This window comes from Pseudomonas fluorescens, assembly GCF_002022275.1.
GTDB classification, from domain to species: domain Bacteria; phylum Pseudomonadota; class Gammaproteobacteria; order Pseudomonadales; family Pseudomonadaceae; genus Aquipseudomonas; species Aquipseudomonas fluorescens_AJ.
Genome location: NZ_MSDF01000030.1, coordinates 1 through 19,449, shown reverse-complemented (window position 1 = coordinate 19,449; position 19,449 = coordinate 1). Strand labels below are relative to the sequence as shown.

Annotated in this window: 21 protein-coding genes; 5 read left to right on the top strand and 16 right to left on the bottom strand. The window is 62.4% G+C overall.

Going from position 1 to position 19,449, the window contains the following annotated elements; genetic code table 11:
* Positions 1–26: 26 nt before the first annotated feature.
* A complete protein-coding gene (locus BFW87_RS21800) occupies positions 27–536 on the bottom strand; it encodes a DUF1993 domain-containing protein (protein ID WP_078741784.1) in 510 nt (169 codons plus the stop codon).
* 115 nt (positions 537–651) lie between these two features.
* On the opposite strand from BFW87_RS21800, the gene BFW87_RS21795 reads away from it, so the two are divergent.
* The gene (locus BFW87_RS21795) at positions 652–1,299 is read left to right on the top strand and encodes a YceH family protein (RefSeq protein ID WP_078741783.1); all 648 of its coding nucleotides are present in this window, start codon (positions 652–654) and stop codon (positions 1,297–1,299) included.
* 119 nt (positions 1,300–1,418) lie between these two features.
* Here the strand turns inward: BFW87_RS21795 and BFW87_RS21790 are convergent, their stop codons facing one another.
* On the bottom strand, positions 1,419–2,237 hold the full coding sequence (locus BFW87_RS21790) for a shikimate 5-dehydrogenase (protein WP_078741782.1): 819 nt from the start codon (positions 2,235–2,237) through the stop codon (positions 1,419–1,421).
* 156 nt (positions 2,238–2,393) lie between these two features.
* On the opposite strand from BFW87_RS21790, the gene BFW87_RS21785 reads away from it, so the two are divergent.
* The 3 genes from BFW87_RS21785 (at position 2,394) to BFW87_RS21775 (ending at position 3,451) form a co-directional block, all read left to right on the top strand.
* Positions 2,394–2,747, top strand: coding sequence for a hypothetical protein (locus BFW87_RS21785; protein WP_078741781.1), 354 nt, complete (start codon positions 2,394–2,396; stop codon positions 2,745–2,747).
* 235 nt (positions 2,748–2,982) lie between these two features.
* Entirely contained in the window at positions 2,983–3,177 is a 195-nt protein-coding gene (locus BFW87_RS21780) for a hypothetical protein (RefSeq protein WP_071483469.1), read from the top strand.
* Positions 3,178–3,268: 91 nt separating this feature from the next.
* Entirely contained in the window at positions 3,269–3,451 is a 183-nt protein-coding gene (locus BFW87_RS21775; protein WP_078741780.1) for a hypothetical protein, read from the top strand.
* Positions 3,452–3,454: 3 nt separating this feature from the next.
* Here BFW87_RS21775 and BFW87_RS21770 read toward each other — a convergent pair whose 3' ends face one another.
* From BFW87_RS21770 to BFW87_RS21705, 14 genes are all read right to left on the bottom strand, one after another.
* Positions 3,455–4,522, bottom strand: coding sequence for an AI-2E family transporter (locus BFW87_RS21770; RefSeq protein ID WP_078741779.1), 1,068 nt, complete (start codon positions 4,520–4,522; stop codon positions 3,455–3,457).
* A gap of 143 nt (positions 4,523–4,665) precedes the next feature.
* Positions 4,666–5,874 (bottom strand): pyridoxal phosphate-dependent aminotransferase, encoded by a 1,209-nt coding sequence (locus tag BFW87_RS21765; RefSeq protein ID WP_078741778.1) that lies wholly within the window; start codon positions 5,872–5,874, stop codon positions 4,666–4,668.
* A complete protein-coding gene (locus tag BFW87_RS21760) occupies positions 5,871–6,530 on the bottom strand; it encodes an RraA family protein (RefSeq protein WP_078741777.1) in 660 nt (219 codons plus the stop codon). Before BFW87_RS21760 ends, BFW87_RS21765 begins: the two co-directional genes overlap by 4 nt.
* Positions 6,527–7,195 carry an RraA family protein gene (locus tag BFW87_RS21755; protein WP_078741776.1) on the bottom strand — a complete coding sequence of 223 codons (669 nt, stop codon included), beginning with the start codon at positions 7,193–7,195 and terminating at the stop codon, positions 6,527–6,529. The genes BFW87_RS21760 and BFW87_RS21755 overlap by 4 nt, the downstream gene beginning before the upstream one ends.
* Before the next feature lie 93 nt (positions 7,196–7,288).
* A complete protein-coding gene (locus BFW87_RS21750) occupies positions 7,289–8,041 on the bottom strand; it encodes a GntR family transcriptional regulator (protein ID WP_254865924.1) in 753 nt (250 codons plus the stop codon).
* Positions 8,042–8,119: 78 nt separating this feature from the next.
* A complete protein-coding gene (locus BFW87_RS21745) occupies positions 8,120–9,628 on the bottom strand; it encodes an aldehyde dehydrogenase (RefSeq protein WP_078741775.1) in 1,509 nt (502 codons plus the stop codon).
* Positions 9,629–9,652: 24 nt separating this feature from the next.
* Positions 9,653–10,444, bottom strand: coding sequence for an ABC transporter permease (locus BFW87_RS21740; protein ID WP_078741774.1), 792 nt, complete (start codon positions 10,442–10,444; stop codon positions 9,653–9,655).
* Positions 10,441–11,622, bottom strand: coding sequence for an ABC transporter permease (locus BFW87_RS21735; RefSeq protein ID WP_078741773.1), 1,182 nt, complete (start codon positions 11,620–11,622; stop codon positions 10,441–10,443). The genes BFW87_RS21740 and BFW87_RS21735 overlap by 4 nt, the downstream gene beginning before the upstream one ends.
* A complete protein-coding gene (locus BFW87_RS21730; protein WP_078741772.1) occupies positions 11,619–12,683 on the bottom strand; it encodes an ABC transporter ATP-binding protein in 1,065 nt (354 codons plus the stop codon). Before BFW87_RS21730 ends, BFW87_RS21735 begins: the two co-directional genes overlap by 4 nt.
* An 89-nt stretch (positions 12,684–12,772) precedes the next feature.
* Positions 12,773–13,828, bottom strand: coding sequence for an ABC transporter substrate-binding protein (locus BFW87_RS21725; RefSeq protein WP_078741771.1), 1,056 nt, complete (start codon positions 13,826–13,828; stop codon positions 12,773–12,775).
* 50 nt (positions 13,829–13,878) lie between these two features.
* Positions 13,879–15,171 (bottom strand): NAD(P)/FAD-dependent oxidoreductase, encoded by a 1,293-nt coding sequence (locus tag BFW87_RS21720; RefSeq protein WP_078741770.1) that lies wholly within the window; start codon positions 15,169–15,171, stop codon positions 13,879–13,881.
* Between the two features lie 34 nt (positions 15,172–15,205).
* Positions 15,206–15,601, bottom strand: coding sequence for a RidA family protein (locus BFW87_RS21715; RefSeq protein ID WP_078741769.1), 396 nt, complete (start codon positions 15,599–15,601; stop codon positions 15,206–15,208).
* Positions 15,602–15,627: 26 nt separating this feature from the next.
* On the bottom strand, positions 15,628–16,326 hold the full coding sequence (locus BFW87_RS21710; protein ID WP_078741768.1) for a haloacid dehalogenase type II: 699 nt from the start codon (positions 16,324–16,326) through the stop codon (positions 15,628–15,630).
* 18 nt (positions 16,327–16,344) lie between these two features.
* Complete coding sequence (locus BFW87_RS21705) at positions 16,345–17,718, bottom strand: glycerate kinase type-2 family protein (RefSeq protein WP_078741767.1); 1,374 nt, start codon at positions 17,716–17,718, stop codon at positions 16,345–16,347.
* Positions 17,719–17,911: 193 nt separating this feature from the next.
* On the opposite strand from BFW87_RS21705, the gene BFW87_RS21700 reads away from it, so the two are divergent.
* Positions 17,912–19,267, top strand: a complete 1,356-nt coding sequence (locus tag BFW87_RS21700) for an aspartate aminotransferase family protein (RefSeq protein WP_078741766.1) — start codon at positions 17,912–17,914, stop codon at positions 19,265–19,267.
* Positions 19,268–19,449: the final 182 nt, after the last annotated feature.

The window sequence follows — 19,449 nt, the reverse complement described above, 5'->3', positions numbered from 1 at the left end:
CCCGGGCGGGTAGAGCAAACGCGAGCTTAGAACGCGCCCATGTAATCGCGCTTGCCCACTTCCACGCCGTTGTGACGCAGCAGCGCGTAAGCGGTGGTGACGTGGAAGAAGAACTGCGGCAGGCCGTAGGTCAGCAGGTAGGACTGGCCGCTGAAGCGCTTCTCTTTCGGGGTGCCCGGGCGGGTGATGATCTCGATACCTTCCTTGCCGTCAACTTGCTCGGGCTTGATGGTGTCGACGAACGCCAGCACCTTGGCGATCAGCGCTTGCAGGTCGGCGAAGGTGACTTCTTTATCTTCATATTTCGGCACTTCGATCTCGGCCAGGCGCGCGGAAACACCTTTGGCGAAGTCAACAGCGATCTGTACCTGGCGCACCAGCTGGAACATGTCCGGGAACAGACGCGCTTGCAGCAAGGCGTTTGGCTCAATGTTCTTGGCGCTAGCGTGGGCTTCGGCTTTGTTCAGCACATCGCTCAGGGCGGTGAGCATTTGCTTGAAGACCGGGATGGAAGCGGCGTACAGGGAAATAGTCATGACAGTCTCACGGTAATGGCAGGGTTGGAACCAGCGGCGATTATAGACCTGCCAGTCGCTTGTCTTTTATTTTTTCAGGATTAGGCTAGGCACTTCACTGCATAGGGAAAGCGCGATGACCGCCGAGCACGACACCGACACCCCTGAGCCGCGCCTGAACAGCACGGAAATCCGCATCCTGGGCTGCCTGATCGAAAAACAGGCGACCAACCCCGAGACCTACCCCCTGACCCTCAACGCGCTGGTGCTGGCCTGCAACCAGAAGACCAGCCGCGAACCGGTCACCAACCTCAGCCAGGGCCAGGTCGGCCAGAGCCTGCGGGCGCTGGAAGGCCAGGGCTTTACCCGCCTGGTGATGGGCAGCCGTGCCGATCGCTGGGAACATCGCGTGGAGAAGGCGCTGGAACTGGTGCCGGCGCAGGTGATCCTGATCGGGTTGCTGTTTTTACGCGGACCGCAGACGGTGAATGAACTGCTGACCCGCAGCGGGCGCATGCATGATTTTGAAGATGCCGAGCAGGTGGTGCACCAGCTGGAGCGTTTGATTGCGCGCGGTCTGGCGCTGTTGGTGCCACGCCAGGCCGGGCAGCGGGAAGATCGCTATACCCATGCGCTGGGGGATCCGGCGGATATCGAGGCGATACTGTCGGCGCGGGGGAATCCGGTGGAGCGCGGGGCTGGGGTTTCCGTGGACCGCATTGAAGAGCTGGAAGCCCGGATAGCCGCGCTGGAAGAGCGTTTGGCACAGCTGGAACAGGCCTGACGCAACCTCAAAGGTGGGAGCTGGCTTGCCTGCGATGGCGGTGTGACAGATCAAATATCTGTGACTGACACAACGCCATCGCGGGCAAGCCCGCTCCCACATTGGATCTCCAGCGTTACTTAGCTTCGGGCGAAGGCCACCGCCGCCTCAAACTGCTCATCCGTCGGCCGCACGCCGGTATAGAGCACAAACTGCTCCAGCGCCTGAATCGCGATCACTTCCAGCCCGGTAATCACGCGCTTGCCCTTGGCCCGCCCCCGCACGATCAGCGGCGTTTCGGCAGGGATCGCCACCACGTCAAAGACCGTGTCGGCAGCATCGATAGCTTCTGCTGCAAATGCCAGATCATCCGCCTCCGCCCCACCGGTCATGCCAATGGGTGTCACGTTGACCAACATCTGCGGGCGCAAATCACCCAGTTCCGCCTGCCATTCATAGCCCAGGCTTTGCGCCAGCGCCCGGCCCGCCGTTTCGTTGCGCGCCACAATCACGCCATTGGCATAACCACCGTCGCGCAAGGCGCTGGCCACCGCCTTGCCCATGCCGCCGCTGCCGCGCAGGGCAAAGGTCGAGTCTTTGGGCACTGCATGCTTTTTCAGCAGTTGTTCGACGGCGATGTAGTCAGTGTTGTAGGCCTTCAAACGCCCATTGGTGTTGACGATGGTGTTCAAGGAATTAATGGCTTGAACCGAATCGTCAAGTTCGTCCACCAAGGCAATGGCGGCCTCCTTGAACGGCATGGAAACCCCGCAGCCACGCACGCCCAGGGCGCGGATACCACCGATCGCGCCGGGCAAATCCTGGCTGCTGAAGGCCTTATAGTAGAAGTTCAGACCCAGCTGTTCGTACAGATGGTTATGAAACCGTAAACCAAAATTACCGGGGCGCGCCGACAATGACATGCACAGTTGAGTGTCCTTGTTGGGGTGCATCTGCATGGAAAACTCCTTTGAGTAAGCAATTCGGTACAGACCTTACACAACCTTTACCTATCGGCTGTGCTGTTTTTCAGAAATACGTTGTCTTAAAAGTATCCCCGCGACAATCCTTGAGTCTATCGATTGCAGACCACAAGCGCAGGGGCTAACCGAGGAATGACCATGATCCGTAAAATCCCCAAAATCGCCTTGCTTATCGGCGCACTCGCTATGGCAGGCCAAGCCTCCGCCCACGGTGGTGGTTGGGGTGGCCCGGCCATATTGGGTGGTTTGATCGGCGCAGCCGTTGTCGGCTCCGTAGTCGCCAGCCAGTCCCAGCCGGTCTACGTGCAACAACCGGTGTATGTCCAGCCGCAACCGGTCTATGCCGCGCCTCCACCGGTTTACTATGCACCGCCGCCACCGGTGTACGTGCAACAACAGGTTTATTACCGCCCGGCGCCGGTCTATTACGGCCCACCACGCGGCTACTACGGCCCTCCCCACGGCTACTACGGCCGCGGTTGGTAACACGCAGTTGATATGACAGGATCAGGCCTCGCCCACACGCGGGGCCTTTTTTTTGCCTGCAAGGTCCGGATTCAAGCGGCCGAGGTCGCTGTGAGGACAATGCATGGGCGCTAATCCCACATCATGAGAGTCGATTGTCTACTTGCTTGATCGAGGCTCGCACTGTCATGTTTACGTCACGAAACAGACTCACTATCGAGCCGGTCCACCCGATAATAATTAAGGACGACTGACCATGCCCACGCAAAACCCGCACCGCACCGCTGGCCTGTGCACGTCCAGCAAGGTCTACAGCGCCCTGACTGAACTCAAACACCTGGAGGGCCATCGCAGCGCAAAATTCCTGGCGCTGCTGGCAGAAAATCTGGTGCGCAAGGGCCTGCTCAGTGAACAGGAAGTGGTGATCATGCTCGACCAGGTCGTGGATTAACGCATTGCATTGATGTCGACTATCGAGACAGGTGATTTTTCCTGAAGGGCGCAGGCCCGTAAGGTGACCTCCATAGCACTTGGAGGTACTTATGCCCACTGTTCAGATCATGTCCGTCATCGGCAGCGCCGTCCCCGCCCCTCTTCGGGAGCTTGGGCTGTTGGCCTGCTGGTACCTGGTACGCGATGGCGAGCCCATCAGCGGCCCGCTCACTTCGCTGTCCGCCGCCGAAGAACAACTGCGTTACGCGTCGAACTTCAGGCTTCAGGCCTGATACCTAGGGTAATGGCAGCTTGACCCGCGGCTTGCTTTCGACAAACAACGCCCAGCTCGACATAAACAACGCCGCCACCAGCGGCCCGATCACAAACCCGTTCAAGCCGAACACCGACAGGCCGCCCAAGGTCGAGATCAGGATCAGGTAGTCCGGCATTTTGGTGTCCTTGCCCACCAGAATCGGGCGCAGCACGTTGTCCACCAGCCCGATCACAAAGACCCCGAACAATCCCAGTACCACGCCCTGCCAGATCGAACCGCTCAACAGGAAGTAGGCGGCCACCGGCCCCCACACAATCCCTGCGCCCACCGCCGGCAGCAACGACAAAAACGCCATCAACACCGCCCAGAGCAACGCACTGGGAATGTCCAGAAACCAAAAGATCAAACCGCCCAGCGCGCCCTGAGTCACGGCCACCAGCACGTTGCCCTTGACCGTAGCGCGCACCACCCGGTTGAACTTGAGCTGCAACCGACGCTTTTGCGGTTCGGCCAGCGGCACCGCCGTGCGTACCTTGCGTACCAGCTCGGGGCCGTCGCGCAGCAGAAAAAACAGCAGATACAGCATGATGAAAAAGCTCACCAGGAAATCAAACGTGCCCTGGCCGAAGCTGAACGCCTGAGTGGCGAAGAACTGGCTGCCTTGCATCGCGCTCTTGACGATCTTCTCGCGCAGGCCCTCAAGGTTGCCCATGCCGAAGCGGTCCAGCAGGTGCTGGAAATACGGCGGCAAGAAGTTTTTGAACTGCTCGATATACCCCGCCACATCCAATTTGCCGCTTTCGATATTTTTGTAAAGCGTCGCCCCCTCTTGCACCAGCAACACGCTAGTGATGATCACCGGCAGAATCGCAATCACCAGGCACACCGTCAGAGTCGCCAGGGACGTAAAGTTGCGGTTCCACGCGAACCGCTGCTGCAGGCGGCGCTGCATCGGGGCGAAGATAATGCCGAGGATCACCGCCCAGAACACCGCACCGTAGAACGGCAGCAGTATCCAGATAAAGGCGATGGTCACCAGAGCGAGCAGCAACAGCAGGGTTTTGAATTGCAGGTTGGTTTGGTTCATGTCCGGTCCATGTCAGAAAAGCAGAGGGCCTCTGTAGGCCCTGATGCTTAGTCCGCTGCGAAACCTGGGAGTGCCCTGGCTTATCGAACAAGGGGTTATCGAACAAGCATAGACCGCCTCGGGCGTCCTTACCCTCGCGACCTCTAACGGGTCGCCGCGCAGAATTGCCGGATCGCTTCGCACGCCTGCGACAACGAATCGTCATCCAGGGCATAAGCGATGCGCAGATAGGGCGCCAACCCGAACGCGCTGCCGTGCACCACCGCCACATTGGCTTCATCGAGCAGGGCGAGTGCCACGTCTTCGTCGGTTTGCAGCAACTTGCCCGCGGGCGTGGTGCGCCCCAACAAACCGGCGCAGGAGGCGAAGGCGTAGAACGCGCCGGACGGGTTCATGCATTCCAGACCCGGCGTGGCGTTGAGAAACGACACCACCAGGTCACGCCGCTTCTCGAACACAGCACGCGACACCTGCACAAAATCCTGCGGCCCGGTCAGCGCCGCCATGGCCGCTTGCTGGGAAATCGCACTGGCACCCGAGGTCTGTTGGCCCTGGAGTTTCTCCATAGCGGCCAGCAACCAGCGCGGCCCGGTGGCGAAACCGATGCGCCAGCCAGTCATGGCGTAAGCCTTGGACACGCCATTCATGGTCAGCACGCGTGGCACCAAACGCGGCTCGACGTGCGCCAGGGTATGGAAGGTTTGCCCGTCAAACAGCAGGTGTTCGTAGATATCGTCGGCCAGGACCAGCACGTGAGGATGGTCGAGCAACACGTTCGCTAACCCGCGCAGTTCCTGCTCGCTGTACACAGCGCCGGTGGGATTCGACGGCGAGTTAAGGATCAGCCAGCGAGTGTTGGGGTTGATCGCCTGCTCCAGCGCAGCCGGTGTCAGCTTGAAACCGTCCTCGGCGCCGCACGCCACGATCTTCGATGTGCCACCACACAACTCAACCATTTCCGGGTAGCTGACCCAATACGGCGCGGGCACGATGACTTCATCGCCCTCATTCAAGGTCGCGGCCAGGGCGTTGTAGATCACGTGCTTGCCGCCGTTGCTGACGATGGTGTCCTGCCAGCTCACGTCCAGGCCGTTTTCGCGACGAAATTTCTGCGCAACCGCTTCACGCAAGGCCCGCACGCCAGCCACTTGGGTGTAGCGCGTATGGCCGTTGCGGATCGCATCGATACCGGCCTGGCGGATATGTTCCGGGGTGTCGAAATCCGGCTCACCCGCGCACAGCGAGATGATGTTCACCCCTTGAGCGCGGCGCTCGGCCACACGGTCAATGATGCGGTAAGTGGCCGAAGGCTGAGCCTGGGCCAGGCGTTTGTTCAGTCGTTCGATGTTCACGAGCCTTTCCTTTGCAACGTGTGATAACCCAAGGCTTCACGCGCCTGCTTGAGCGTCTTGCCCGCTTCGAGCTGCGCGCGGATCTGTGACTCGACCTCTTCGATCTGGCGTGCCGTGCGCGCCACCTCGGCAGCCCGCGCGCGGGGCACCACGAGCACGCCATTGGCGTCAGCTACCACGATGTCCCGCGAACACACGCGAGTTCCGCTGATTGCCACGGGCTGATTGACCGACAGCACTTCCACACGGTCCTTGCCGGTGCGCATATAACGACCCTTGCTGAACATCGGGTAGCCATCGCCCAAGGCCTTGCTGACATCGCGGCATACGCCGTCGATCACGGTGGCGGCAATGCCGCGTGTGCCGGCGTACTGGGTCATGATGTCGCCCCACACGGTGCAGTCGGTGCGACCGGCGTTGGCGATCACCACCACGTCGCCCGGCAGTACGTCTTCGATAAAGTCGCCCACCGAACCCGGCGGCGTGTTGGCAGGCACGTATTGCACGGTGAACGCCGGGCCGACCACAGTGCCACGGTAGTTATCCAGCGGCGCGATGCCCAGGCACTGGCCGGAAATGCCCAGCTTGTCCATGGCGTCCGAGACGCCAGGGGTGTCCAGCCCTTCAAACAGGGCGACGAGTTGTTGATCATTCATCGGGCAGGCTCCACGCGGATGGCTTCAAAGTGGCTGTCGTGCATTACATCGGCGACCGAACGGCCGCTGCGCACGGCGTCGACCATGCCGGCTTCACGGGCGGCGATGCGCTCACTCAGGTCCAGCACGGTTTCGATGACTGCGGCGGGAATAAACACCGTGCCGCAACGGTCGGCGATGACGTAGTCGTCTTCGGACACATCGACACCGCCAATGCTGAGCGTCACCCCGGAATCGACCTGCACCACGCGGTTACGCGCGCTGATCATGGTCACGCCACGGCCGTAAACCGGGTAGCCGATGGACGCGCTGCCGTCGATGTCGCGGCTGAACCCGTCGATCACCGAACCCCGAATTTTCTTGGCCACGGCGGCATTCGCAATGATGTCGCCCCAGCAGGAGATGCCTTCGATACCGCCGGCGATCACCAGTACGCGGTCGCCGGTGGTGACGGCGTCGATCACCGGCGAAATCAGGTGCACGCCAGGTGCGGCGTCGGTCTTGGGAGCCAACTTCACCGTGCTCGCACGGCCCACCACTTTGGGGCAGTCCCACAACGGGCGAATACCGACGACGGCGCCCGGCAATTGCAGGAAATCCAGTGCGTCGGAAACCGTGTTGGTGTCGAGTTCAGCCAGGCGCTGAAGCGGGTCGGGAAGTGGCATTGAGGTGAGCCCCTGTTGTGGTTGGGGCTCAAGTCTTACCGACGAGGTGTGATAGGTATATTCGTATTAACGTAAGGCCAACATACGCTGAACCTATGGTTTGGCGTCGGCCTTGGCGCGGCGTGGTTTGAGGTGTTTCAGGCGGCCGTCGGCGGCCAGCGGCGAAGCGTCTTCGGTCATCAGGCCTTGCAAATGGTCATTGAGTTTCGCGCCTTCACTGAGGTTGTGCGCCTCGGACAAGGCCCCCGCCGTCTCGGCATCACCGGCCAGGATCGCGTCCACAAACGGGCGATGCTGCTCGATAATCGCCTCGGCGTCGTGAATCAGCGAGTCACTGGAACGGATATACAGGCGGATCTGACGTTCGATGAACTCGTACTGGGACAACAGGCGGCTATGGTCAGCCAGGGTGATGATCGCCTTGTGCAGGGCGAAGTCGGCTTCGGCGATGGCCTCGGCCTTACCCGAGTGGCACGCCTCGACCAGCGCCTGGTAATGCTGGCTGAGCAGCGCGTGCTTGGCGTCGTCCATGCCGGCCGCGACCAGTTGCGCGGCCAGGCGCTCCACGCTGGAGCGCAGGGTGTAGAGCTCCCAGACATCCTTGGGCGTGAGGGAAATCACGGTCCAGCCGGTGTAGGGAATCAGCGTGGTCAGGCCTTCTTTTTCCAGCTGGTGCAGGGCCGAGCGCACGGTCGCCCGCGACAGGCCCATCTCCTCGGCCAATTGCACCTCGGTCACCCGCGCCCCCGGCAGAATCGTGCCCGACATGATCGACTCGCGCAGCACTTCAGCCGCCTGCACTTCGGCAGACAGTTTCACGACCTTGGGGACTTTTAATAGGCTCACGGCGATGCTCGACTCATTTTCGTGCAGGCACTCTAGCAAACGCACAAGATTGTCGCCAATTATTAAAAGCCCCGCCCGTCAGCTGACGCCGCGCAGCGAGCGCACCCATACCGTTTTGGTCTGCACGTATTGCTGCAACGCTTCAACGCCCTTGTCCCGCGACAGCGAGCCCGAGCGTTTATAGCCGCCAAACGGCGTCTTGACGTCGCCTTCGGTGAAGCCATTGATGCCCACCACGCCGCACGGCAACTGCCGCGCAAAGTGCAGCGCACGGTCGATATCACGGGTGAACACCGTGGCATGCAACCCATAATCGGTGTCCCGCGCGACCTGCAAGGCCTCCTCATCGTTCTGCACGGTGATCACGCCCAGCACCGGCCCGAAGATTTCCTCAGTGGCGATGACCATGCCCGGCGTGACGTCATCAAACACCACCGGGTCGACGTAGAAGCCCGGCAAGTCCAGTTCGCGGTTACCTGCCACCAAACGCGCGCCCTCCTCCAGGCCCCGGTTGATATAACCCTGCACGCGCTCGCGCTGTTTGGCCGAGACCAGCGGGCCAATCTCGGTTTGCGGGTCCAGCGGGTCGCCGACTTTGAGCGCCGCCACGTTGACCAACACCTTTTCCAGGTACTCGTCCTTGCGGCTGGCGTGAACGATCTGGCGCATGTTCGCCGTGCAGTTTTGCCCACCGTTCCAGAACGCTGCGTTGACGGCGTTGGCGATCAGGTCGTCGTTCAGCGGTGCGTCGTCGAGGATGATGAACGGGCTCTTGCCACCCAGCTCAAGGCCGACCGGCTTGAGGTTGCTGTGCGCGGCGTATTCCAGCAGCAACGCGCCTACCGGGCCGGAGCCGGTAAAGGTGATCGCGTCGATTCCCGGGTGCAGGCCCATGGCTTTGCCGACTTCATGCCCGTCACCCGGCACCACGTTGAGCACGCCGTCGGGCAAACCGGCGATGGACGCCAACTCTGCCAGGCGCAGTGCGGTCAGCGAGGTCAGCTCGGCGGGTTTGAGCACCACGCTGCAGCCGGCGGCCAGGGCCGGGGCGAGTTTCCAGGCGGTCATCAGCAGCGGGAAGTTCCACGGCACAATCGCGCCGACCACGCCGATCGGTTCTTGCAGCACAAACGCGGTGACATCTTCGCCGGTGGGGGCGACTTTGCCAAAGGTCTTGTCGATCAGTTCGGCGTACCACTGAAAGAAATTCGGCACTTCGGTGCCGATTTCATGCAGGCAATCCTTGATCGGCTTGCCGCTGTCCAGGGACTCCATCACCGCCAGCTCTGTTGCATTCACGCGGATCAGTTGCGCCAGCGCGAGCAACACGTCCTTGCGGTATTCCGGTTTGGCACGCGACCACACGCCGGAATCAAACACCGCGCGCGCCGCCGCCACGGCCTGGTCCACATGCCCTGCCCCGCCGAACGCCACGGTGCCAAACACCTGGGCGGTGGCCGGGTTGACGTTCTGGTAAGTGCCGTCAGGTTTACCCTCGACAAAACGCCCGTTGATAAACGGCCGGTCAGGCAGCACCAGGGTTTCGGCGACACGGTGGTAATAGGAAGCGCCCACGTAGTTTTTCATTGCGAACATCCTGCGAAGTTAAAGTTAAACGCTGTGTAACTGGCGCTGACGGCGTCGGCGCAGCACTACCACGGTCAAACCGATCAGCAACGTGCCGACGATGAACAAGAACGCAGCCGCTGCAATTTCCGGGCTGATGTTTTCGCGGATGCTGGAAAACATCTGCAACGCCAGGGTGCGCTGGCCGGGGCCTGCGACGAAGAGCGTCAGCACCACTTCATCCAGCGACGTGGCAAAGGCCAATACCGCCCCGGAAAGAATCCCCGGCAGCGCCAGCGGCAACGTGGTGGTGCGCAATACGGTCAAGGGGCTGGCGCCGAGGCTGGCAGCCGCCAGCTCAAGCTTGGGATTGATCCCGGCCAGCGCGCCGGACACGCTGATCACCACAAACGGAACCGCCAGCACGGTATGGGCGACGATCACGCCGCTGTAGCTGTTCGTCAGTCCGAGGGTTTGCAGGAACATTTGCATGCCCACGCCCAGCACCACGGCGGGCACCACCATCGGCAACAGGAACAGCGAATTGACCATGCCTCGGAACGGCACGCCCTTACGCCGCAAACCCAAGGCTGCCAAGGTGCCCAGGCAGGTCGCCAGGGAGGTCGCGCCCACCGCCATGATCAGGCTGTTGATGATCGACAGCTGCCAGGCCTGCGCCGTGAACAGCCGCTCGAACCAGCGCAGCGAGAACGACGGAATCGGGTACACCAGAAACGAGCTTGAGGTAAATGCCAGCGGCAACACGGCCAGCAGCGGTGCCAGCAGGAACACCACCATGCAGGCGCCGAAAATGGCCAGCAAAGGATTGGTTTTCATTCGGCCGCTTCCTGTTCACGGGTGGAAAGTCGTCTGTACACGGCGTACAGCACCAGGGTAATCGCCAGCAGCACCAGGCCCAGCGCGCTGGCCATGCCCCAGTTGGCGGCGCCGGTGGCGTAGAAGGCGATCACCGAACTGATCATCTGGTCTTTCGGCCCGCCGATCAGTGCCGGGGTGATGTAGTAGCCCACCGCCGACATGAACACCAGCAGCACACCGGAGGTAATGCCCCGTGCACTCAGCGGCAGCATCACTTCAATAAATGCGCGCCACGGCCTGGCGCCCAGCGACCCGGCGGCTGGCATCAGGTCTCGCGGAATGCCCAGCAGCACGCTGTAAATCGGCAGCACCATCAGCGGCAGCAGCACGTGGGTCATGGCGATGATCACGCCGGTGCGGTTGAACACCAGCGCCAACGGGTGATCGGTGATGTGCAGCAGCATCAACACGCGGTTCACGATGCCGTTGTCCTGCAGCACGATAAACCAGGCCGTGGTGCGCACCAGCAGCGAGGTCCACAGCGGCAACAGCACTGCGCCGAGCAACACATTGCGCCGCCAGCCGGCCACGCTCGCCAGCAATACCGCGTAGGGGTAGCCGAGCAACAGGCACAGCGCGGTGATGGTCGCGGTCATGCCAAAAGTACGTAGCATGATGGTGCGGTTGGCCGAGGCATCGCTGGGCATATCGACGATGGCGCCGAGGCTGTCGCGTTGCAGGTCCACCGAGGCGAGCAAGAAGCGGTCGGTCACCGGCGACAGCGCATCACGGATGGTCTGCCAGTAGCGCAACTCGGCCCAGCGCTTGTCGACGCTGACCAAGTCCACCGGGCCGTCGGTGGCCTGGATGGCTGCCTGGGTCTTGCTGATCAGGGTGCGAAAACCCGGCGACGCGCTGTTGAGACGGCGCACCATTTCGCCGATGTGTTGCTGGTCCTCGACGTTGCGGATATCAGTGACAAACGCCTGCTCGATGGCTGGGCCCGGCAGCGATTGCCCGTCCCAATCGACCGCAGCGGCTTTGGTCAGCGGCAGCACGCCGAGCACGGATTTATCCGAGACCGCCTGTTGCATCACGGTGCCCAGCGGCCACAGGAAAAACGCCAGCATGAACAGGAACAGCGGCAGCACCAGCAAGATCGCCGAGCGCCGTTTGGCGACGGATAGCGTGCTCATGAGGCAATCATCCAGCAGTCACGTGGGTCGAAATGCGCGACCATCTGCGTGCCGTTGGAGCGCTCGGGCAGCGAGCGGCTCAGGCGTGCGGTGAGGGTCAGGTTGTCGCCGGCCAGTTGCGCGCGAAGGTGGTCGCCCTGGTACACGGCATCAACCATGCGCACCGGCAGGGAGTTGACCGGGCTGGCGCTGTCCGACAGCGTCAGCCGTTCAGGGCGCACCGAGACCATCACGTTCTGGCCCACCTTCAGCCCCGAAGCCGGCACCTGGATGGTCACGCCACTGCCGAGCAGCACGTCGGCACTTTCGCCTGCGATGCTGACGAGGCGGCCTTCGAGCAGATTGGTCTCGCCGATAAACTGCGCCACAAAGCGCGTTTGCGGGCGGTCGTAAATGTCGCGGGGCGAGCCGATCTGTTCGATCTTGCCCTTGTTGAACACGGCGATGCGGTCGGACATGGTCAGCGCTTCGGACTGATCGTGGGTCACGAATACGATGGTCAGGCCGAGGCGGTTATGCAGCTCGCGGATGTCCAGTTGCATCTGTTCGCGCAGCTGTTTGTCCAGCGCCCCGAGGGGCTCGTCCATCAACACCACACGCGGTTCGAACACCAGCGCGCGGGCCAGGGCGACCCGTTGCTGCTGGCCGCCGGACAACTGGGTGGGGCGGCGGTCGCTCAAGGCGCTGAGTTGCACCATGTCCAGCGCCCGGGCTACGCGCTGCTTGATCTCACTGCGGTTGACCCCGCGCATGCGCAGGGGAAATGCGACGTTCTCGCCCACGGTCTTGTGCGGGAACAACGCGTAATTCTGGAACACCACGCCCATGTCGCGCTTGTGCGGTGGCAGGTCGTTGACGGTCACCCCGTTGACGATGATGTCGCCGTGGCTGGCGGTTTCGAAACCGGCCAGCATCATTAACAAGGTGGTTTTGCCGGAGCCTGATGGTCCCAACAGGCTGACGAACTCGCCGGCCTGAATGTCCAGGGACAGGTTGTCGATCACGTTGATCGCACCGTAGTTTTTGCTGACGCCCGCAAAACGTATTCTGAAATCAGTCACAACGGCATCCTCTGAGCGTATTTTTGTCGTGCGGCCGCAGAACGGCCGCACTCTTCACCGTGGCAGGACGTGCTAAAGGCCAGCGCGCCTTACTTGGCGAGCCAGGCGTTGTAGCGGGCGGTCAGGTCTTCCAGATGGTCGTTCCAGAACGTGGTGTCCAGTGGAATCGCCTCTTTCATGTTGTCGGGGTTGCTCGGCAGGTCGACGTAATCGGCTGGCGGAATCAGCGCCGCTGCGTCACGGTTGGGCACGCCGTAGGAAACCAGGCTCGGGAACTTCGCCTGGTTCTCGGAACGGCTGGCAAACGCCAGGAATTGGGTGGCGAGGTCTTTATGCTCGGCACCCTTGAGGATCACCCAACTGTCCATCGCGTAGATACTGCCCGGCCAGACCAGCTTGTAGTGCTTGTGCTCGGTCTTGCTGATATTGGTCAGCCGGCCGTTGTACACCGCCGCCAGCGCCACTTCACCCGAGGCCAGGTATTGCAGCGGCTGGCCGCCGGCATCCCACCAGAGGATGTTGGGGCGCAGTTCGTCGAGTTTGCGGAACGCGCGATCCACGCCTTCCGGGGTGTCCAGCACCGCGTACAAATCCTTCGGTGCCACGCCGTCGGCGAGCAGCGCGAATTCCAGGTTGTACTTGGCGCCTTTGCGCAGCGAGCGCTTGCCGGGGAATTTCTTCAGGTCCCAGAAATCCGCCCAGTTGGCCGGGCCGACCTTGAACTTGTCGGCGTCGTAACCCATGGCCACCGACCAGTAGTAAACGCCCGCGCCGCAGGGGCTGATGGCATCGGGCAGGAACTTGTCCTTGGCGATGATCTTGCTCCAGTCGAGCTTCTCGAACAGGCCGTCAGCGCAGCCGAGCGCCAGCACATCGGACTCCACCTGCACCACATCCCAGTTCGGGTTGCCGGCCTTGACCTTGGCTTGCAACACGCCGTAGCCGCCGTCCCAGGAATCTTCCAGCACCGGCTTGCCGACCGCCTTGGAGAACGGGGCAAAGTAGATTGCCCTTTGCGCATCCTGGGTCACACCGCCCCACCCGACCACAGTGAAGTCGCGGGCCGAGGCCTGGCCTGCGGCAACCGCCGAGGCCAGTACTGCAAGGGTGCCGATACAACGCGCCAATCTGAAGTGCTTCAACATGGTATTCCCCTGATCGTTAAGTCACGCGTGGCCCTGTCGTGCGCAGGGTCTCAGTTCACATCCATCATGCGGAACCAGCTCGATGCCACCGCGGCGTAGAGCTGGTTCAGTCCGTGAAACGGGATGCGCTTGAGGCGGGTAACGGGCAGGCCCAGCGCTGAAGATCGGTCGAGCAAATGCGCGGCCAGTGATTGGCCCATCGCGGTCATCATCGCGATGCCCCGGCCCTGACAGCCGAGCACAGCACTGATGCCGGGCGCAGGTTCGTGCACGTGCGGCAAGTAATCCGGGGTGACGGCCAACTGGCCGGACCAGGCGTATTCGATGGCCACGCCTTCAAGTTGCGGGTAGGCCTGCACCATCAGGCGGTACAGGTGCGAGAAGTCCGACGGGGTCTTGGCACCGCCCGCCTTGCCCTCGCCACCGAGGAAAAACCGCCCGGCGCTGTCGCAGCGAAAGTACTGGATCAGGCGGCGGGTGTCGGCGGCATGGTGGCCTTCCGGCAAAATCGTCGCGCCCAAAGATGGTGGCAGCGGCACGGTGGCGATCTGAAACGAGTGAATCGGGATGATCGTTTGCTTAAGCCCAGGCCACAGCCCGTCGGTGTAGCCGTTGGTGGCGAGGATGACCTGCGCCGCGCGCACTTGGCCCTTGGGCGTGGTCAGCAGCCATTTGTCAGCGGCTTGCTCCAGCGCGGTCACCGGGGTCTTTTCAAACACTCGCGCGCCTTCGCTGACCGCAGCGCGGGCCAGGCCGCGCACGTAACTCAACGGCTGCAAATTGCCGCCGCGCGGGTCGATGATCGCCCCGGTGTACGCCGGGCTGCCGGTGATGCGTCGAGTTTCTTCGCGGCCCAAGGTGCGCACCGGCACGCCGCGACTGATCCAGCCATTGGCGCGCCGCTCAAGGTCCGCCTCGGCGCTTTCGCGGTGCGCCGGCATCAGCCAACCGGTGCGTTTGATATGGCATTGAATGTCGTAGCGTGCGACCAGGTCGAACACCACGTCCGGCGCGCGGCCGGAAAAATCCAGGGCGTGGTCGGCGATTTCCGGGTGCTTGGCCAGCACATCGTGCGGGTCAAGTTTAAGGCCGGGGTTGATCTGCCCGCCGTTGCGCCCCGAGGCGCCGCCGCCGACCAGCACGGCATCGAGCACCGCCACCGAAACACCGCGCGAGGCCAGTTCAATGGCCGCCGACAACCCGGTAAACCCCGCGCCGACAATCGCCACATCCACCACCAAATCTTCCTGCAACGCCTGCAATACCGGCGCGCTTTCGGCCGTGGCCGTCCAGGCCGCGCGGTCCAGTGGTTGAAGAATCGAGTCCAGCTTTGTCTTGCTCATGTGCGCACCCTGTCTGCGGGGGAGTTGGCGGGGGTCAGGCAGCGTCGGGGACGGCCACGATCAGTTCGACTTCGACCTTGTAGCCCGGGTCGGCCAGGGCCGGCACGATCACCAGCGTGGAACACGCACGCACGGTGGGGATGTAGCGGTTGCGGACGGTGCGGTAGATCGCAATGTCATCGGCGCTGGTCAGGTAAGTCGTGGCCTTGACGATGTGCTCGGGCGAGGTGCCGGCTTCCTTGAGCAATTGCAGGATGTTCTTCCAGGTGATGTCGATCTGTTCTTCGGCGGTCTCGCCCAAGCGGCCGTCGGGGCCAACACCGATCTGCCCGGAAGTGATCAGCAGGCGCGTCGAGCGGTCCACCAGCGCAGCTTCGGAAAATTGTGTGGTGGGTGCCGGACGATCCGAGTAATTCAAGCGCGTAAACATGGTGCCTCCAGTGGTGGTGTGCGGGTTTACCAACCCAGGGATTTGAACAGCGCAGGGACGTGGGACAGGTTTGGAAATACTTCATCAGGGGTGTAATCGGCGGGCGCCTTGCGGCCCGTGCCCCGGTCGATCCACACGCAGCGAAAGCCAATATCCCGCGCGGCCGTGAGGTCGAGCAGCGGTGAGGCGCAGATGTGCACCACCTCGGATTTATCCACGCCCAGCTCGCGGTGAGCGTGGTTGAACAGCTGCGGCGAAGGCTTGTAGGCCCGGGCCTGTTCAGCGGTAATCACACGGTCGATGGTGCCGCCCAATTGCGCGACGTTGCCGGCGATCACCGAGTCTTCGGTGTTGGAAACGATGCACAGTTTGAAGCCCATGCGCTTGAGCTCGGTAAGCGCAGCGACCACTTCGGGGAACGGCGGCATGGCCGAGATGCGTTGCAGCAGCAAGTCGAAATCGGCGAGGTCGGTAGCCACGCCGAAGTGGGTCATGGCCTCGACAAAACTCTGCGCAACGATGGCGCGAAACTTCATGAATGGCACCGACTGCTCGAGCACGTGCTCGCGCTCGTCGTGCCAGGCGATGACCGCCTTGAGGTCGATATCGGTACGCCCGCGGCGTTCGAGGATCTCGGTCAACGCCGCGCGAACACCTTCATCCCACTGGATCAGGGTGCCGTAGCAATCGAACGTCAGCCAGGTCGGTTTTTGGCCCGTCAGCATGGGGTTCTCCTTGATTAGTTACGGTTTGGCGATCAAGACGAGTTTCAGGTCGTTGACGTTGGTGCCCGTCGCGCCTGTCTCGATCGCATGAAAAATCTGCTCCAGCGCCGGCGTTACGTCGTGCCGGGCCAGGGCCTGGTGCAAATCGACGCCCAGCTCCAGCGCGCGACTCGCGGTGCTGCCATCGGCGATGCCGCCGGCGTAGCGAGTCGGGCCATCGGTGCCGTCGGTGTCGAGGCCGAGCACGACGATGCCGCGGGTGCCCTGCAATTCAAGGGCGGCGCTCACCGCGAATTCCTGATTGGGCCCGCCGGTGCCACGCTGGCCGCCGGTGGTCACGGTGGTTTCACCGCCGCCGATCAGCACGCACGGCGGGAACAAGGGGCGGCCGTCCAGGGCGATCTGTTTGGCGATGGCCACCAGGTTGCGGCCCAGCGCGCTGCTTTCGCCCTCAAAAAAGGTCGACAGCAGCAGCGGGTTGTAGCCGTTGCGCCGCGCTTCATTGGCGGCGCCGATGCAGGCGGCGTCGGCGGCGACGAGGATCACGTCCTGGCAGGTCAGGTGCGCCAGTTCGTCGGCGCGCACGGTTTCATCTGCCGGCGGTGCCAGGCGCAAGTAGGCGGCGATGGACACCGGCATGCGGTCCCACAGGCTGTATTTGTCGAGCACAGCCTGGGCGTCAGCGAAGGTGGAGCGGTCGGGCACGCTGGGGTCGGTGATGTAGTCCAGTGCGTCGCCGATGACGTCCGACACGGTCAGGTTGATCAACACCGCGCCGGGGGCGAGGCTGCGAATCAAGCGGCCGCCTTTGACGGTGGAGAGGTGTTTACGCACGTCGTTGATTTCGACGATGTTCGCGCCGCAGGTCAGCAGCAGGTCGTTGGCCTGGGCCTTTTCGGCCAATGAGATGCCCGGCACCGGGGCCACGAACAAGGATGACGAACCGCCGGTGAAGCAGCCGAGCACGATGTCACCGGCGCGTACGTCCTTCAGCAGTTCGACGGTATCCAGCGCCGACTTCAACGAAGCTTCATCCGGGATCGGGTGGCTGGCCAGGCGTAGTTCGATATGGTCGAGGCAGCCTTCCTGCCCGTATTTGCAGGTGACCAAGCCTTTATGGATGCGTGCGCCGAGCAACGCGTCGAGCGCCTTGGCGATGGGAAAACTGGCCTTGCCAGCGCCCACCACGAACACCCGCACGCCGTCGGCCAGTGAATAACGCTGGCCCTCAACCACCAGGGTGTCGCCTTCCAGCGCCACGAAACGCTGCAACGCATTGCCGGGGTCGGCATAGGCTATGCCCGCCTCTGCAATGCTCAGAGCCAGGCGGCGCAACGCCGTGTCGCCGCTGCCCTGCAATACCTCTCGGTTCTTGATGGTGGTGCCGGACATCGGGTTTCTCCTGGCAGTGGATAAGGTGGCGAAATCGATTATTGAAGAATGTCGACAATGTTACAATACGTCAGAAATAATAAATTGATTATTGTCGACAATAAAGTTGATGAGTATGCTGGCGCCTGTCTTCACTGCTGCCTGAACCCCCCTAACCCCGCAGGCCAACCGCCCTGCCCGCCCGGAGTGCACCATGACTGACACGCCCAAGCGTCACGCCACGATGGTCAACGCTTTCAACCCGGAAAGCCTGAAGAACCTCGACGCTGACACCCGCCACCAGATCGAAAGGCGCATCCGCCTGCTGGGTCCGGCCTATCGCCTGTTCTATCAAAACCCGGTGCAAGTCAGCCGTGGCCAGGGCGTATTGCTCTACGACAAGCACGGCAATGAATACCTGGATGCCTACAACAACGTGGTGTCGGTCGGCCATGCGCACCCCAAGGTGGCGGACGCGATCAGCCGCCAGGCGCATACGCTGTGCACCCACACGCGCTATATCCAGGACGGCATCCTCGACTATGCCGAACAATTGCTCGGCACCTTTGGCGGGCGCGTGGGTGAGTCGGGGCACATGATGTTTACCTGCACCGGCTCCGAGGCCAACGACCTCGCGATGCGCATCGCGCAGCACCACACCGGCAAGAAAGGCATCATCATCACGTCCGAGGCGTACCACGGGAATTCGCACCTCACCGCCGGTTTCTCACCGTCGCTGGGCGCCAGTTCACCGCTGGGCACCTGGGTGCGCCGCGTGCCTACACCGGACTCGTACCGCATTCCAAAAGAAACCATGGGCCAGTGGTTTGCTGACCAAGTGAGCCTGCAGATTCAGGACCTGGAACGCCGTGGCGAAGGCTTGGCGGCGTTTATTGTCGATTCGATTTTCTCATCCGACGGCGTGTTCTCCGACCCCACCGACCTGCTCGGGCCCGTGGCGGAAGTGGTGCGCAAGGCGGGCGGGCTGTTTGTTGCCGATGAAGTGCAGTCCGGCTTTGCGCGTACCGGCGATGCGTTGTGGGGCTACCAGCGCCACGGCATCGACCCGGACATCATCACCATGGGCAAACCCATGGGTAACGGTTTCCCGGTGGCGGCCATCGCCATCGCGCCGGAAATCGTCGCGCGCTTCGGCCAGGACATGCGCTACTTCAACACGTTCGGCGGCAACACCGTGGCGATCGCGGCGGCGCAGGCGACCCTTGATGTGATCAATGAAGAGAAGCTGCTGGAGAATTCAGAACGCGTGGGCCGCTTTATCCGCGCCGGTTTCGAGGACATTGCCAGCCGATATGAGCAGATTGGCGACGTGCGCGGCGCAGGTTTGTATATCGGTGTGGAGATGGTCAGCGACCGCGAGGCCAAAACGCCGGATGCGGCGCTCACCGGTGCCATCGTCAATGGTTTGCGCGAGCGGCGCGTGTTGATTTCGGCCACCGGGTTTGCGGCGAATACCTTGAAGATCCGGCCACCGTTGGTATTTTCCGAGAAGGACGCCACGCGCCTGCTGACGGAAACCGAGGCGGTGCTGGCGAAGTTATTGAAGTAAGCACAAAACCTGTGGCGAGCGGGCCTGTTGTGGCAAGCAGGCTTCTTGTGGCGAGCGGGCTTGCCCGCGTTGGGCTGCGAAGCGGCCCCAGTAAGAAAAATGCGGTGTATCAGATACGCCTCGGCGTCTGGTTTTGGGGCTGCTTCGCAGCCCAACGCGGGCAAGCCCGCTCGCCACAAGAA